2 protein-coding genes are annotated in these 2,244 nt (G+C 48.8%); both read right to left on the bottom strand.

Going from position 1 to position 2,244, the window contains the following annotated elements; translation table 11 throughout:
• Positions 1-1,678 (bottom strand): ATP-binding protein (locus Q0338_RS05715; protein WP_298085917.1); only part of this gene is annotated, 1,678 nt, incomplete at its 3' end.
• Positions 1,678-2,244 (bottom strand): AMP-binding protein (locus Q0338_RS05710; protein ID WP_298085916.1); only part of this gene is annotated, 567 nt, incomplete at its 5' end. The genes Q0338_RS05710 and Q0338_RS05715, both read right to left, overlap by 1 nt.

Raw genomic sequence — 2,244 nt, 5'->3', positions numbered from 1 at the left:
CGCGTTTGATCTCGCTTTCAAAATCGCTCATCGTAAATATCCCGTCCTCGCGCACGGCGACTTTTAGCGCTGTGTTTTTGAGCGCGAGCATGATTTGCGCGCCGCTTAGCTCAAATTTAGCCAGCTGTTTGACGTCGAAATTTTCCTCAAAGCTCGCATTTTCGGGCAGCACTTTGCGCCAGATCGCAAGACGAGCGGCGAGGTCGGGCTTTTTAAACTCGATCTTATAATCAAACCTGCGAGAAAACGCGATATCTAGGCTTTGCAAGAAGTTCGTCGTGGCGATGAGTACGCCCTCAAACCGCTCGATTTGCTCCAAAAATATATTTTGCATTTGGTTGTGCATCTTGTCCGCGCCGCTGCCGCCCTCGACGCGCGTGCTTAGAAACTGATCGGCTTCGTTTAGCAGCAGCACGGGCTCGCTCTTGCTTTTGGCGCAGATTTCTTTGTACGTATCGAAAATTTTACGTACGTTTTGCTCGCTTTCGCCGACGTATTTGCTTAAAATTTTAGAACAGTCAAAGCTAAGAACCTGCTTTTTTAGGCTCTTTGCGAGGCTTAGCGCGCTCATGGTTTTGCCCGTACCCGGCGGTCCGTAAAAGATGATTTTGGCGTCCACGTTTTTGCGCGACTTGATGCCCCAGCTAGATAGGCGCGCCAGCACGCGGCGATCTACTTGCTTTAGGATCGCGTCCAGTAGCTCTTTTACCTTGACGTCCAGCACGACGTCGTTTATGTCGGTCGAGGGCTCGATGAGCTCAAAGATCTCCTGCTCTTTTACGAGAGTTTCTAGCGCTAGTTTTTTGCTTTTGCTCTCGGTTTTGGGGTGCATTACGCTTTGTAAAATTTCGTCGGTTATGTAAAACGTCCTGCTAAAGCCGCCGTAGGTATTTAGCGACTCGTCGTAGTCGATGAGGCCGTTTTCGATTAGTTTTGAGCCCTCATCCAGTAGGGCGCGGTTTTTGATGCGTTCAAATTCATCCGCGCTCAAAATTCCCACAAGCGCGTTTAGATCGCGGTTGGCGTCCGTTTCGCCGACGTATTCTTCCTTTAAAAGCGCGAGGAAAATCAGCTGTTCTTTGTCGTTTAGCGCGTTATCTTTGAAAATTTGCTCGACGGAGATCGAAATTTTGCTTAAATTTAGCCGTTTTTCGATGATGGCTTCTAGCTCTTTCACGTCTTTTTCGAGGCGGTTTTTGGCGTCGCTTGAGACGTTTTTGCTAAAAAACGAGAGCTTGCCGTAAAGCTCCACGCGCAAAAATTGATCTTTTAGGTAGTCAAGATGATCGGCGTAGGGCGCGACTGCGGGCAACGTAAGCCCAAACTCGCCTTCTTCTAAAATTTTTAGAAAAAGCGGCGAGAGCGAGATCTCGCTGTGAAGCAGGCCGAGTAAATTTGAGCCCGCGCCGTCTGCGTTAGGGTTTTTAAATATAGAAAAGCCCTGCACGATCCAGCCGCTTTCTAACAGGTTTTTTACGTCCGCAAGGCCTGCTAAAAATTTATACTCCTCGCTGCCAAAAACAGCGCAAAGCACGTCGTAAGCGCTACTTTGTGGAGTGCCCTCGACGTAGCTTTTGCTCAGGTGGCGTAAAATTTTCGCCTCGTTTTCGCTGCATTTTATGAGCGAGGAAATTTTAGAATTTTGCTCGCCGCCGATAAACTCTATCAAAAATCGCACTAAATTTCACCCCTTAACTGCTCTTTTAAAACGCGCTTAAGCACTTTGCCGGTCGCGTTTTTAGGTAGTTCGTCTTTAAAATAAATCGTCTTTGGAATTTTAAAATTCGCCAAGTGTTTTTTCAGATGCGCGCGGATATCTTTTTCGTCCAGGCTCATATCCTCTTTAAACTGAATAAACGCCGTGACCTCCTCGTCCGCGTGCTCGTCTCTGACGCCGATAACGGCGGCGGCTTCGACTTCGGGCAGCTTAAATAGCACCTCCTCGATCTCGCGCGGGTAGATGTTGATGCCCTTTGAGATGATGAGGTCTTTTTTGCGGTCGACGATAAAGATATAGCCTTCCTCGTCGATCTTAACGAGGTCGCCCGTGCGCAGCCAGCCGTTTACGATCGTTTCGTCGGTGGCGTCTGGCATATTTAGGTAGCCTTGCATCACGCAGTCGCCTTTTACGATTAGCTCACCGACCTCGCCTGCGGGTAGCTCCATCATCTCGTCGCTTATGCATTTTACTTCGTATCCCGGTAGCGGCAAGCCGACGCTTGAGATTTTTTGTTTTTGCAGCGT

The organism is uncultured Campylobacter sp. (assembly GCF_938018145.1).
Classification (GTDB): Bacteria; Campylobacterota; Campylobacteria; order Campylobacterales; family Campylobacteraceae; genus Campylobacter_A.
This window is presented reverse-complemented; position numbering and strand designations above follow the sequence as displayed.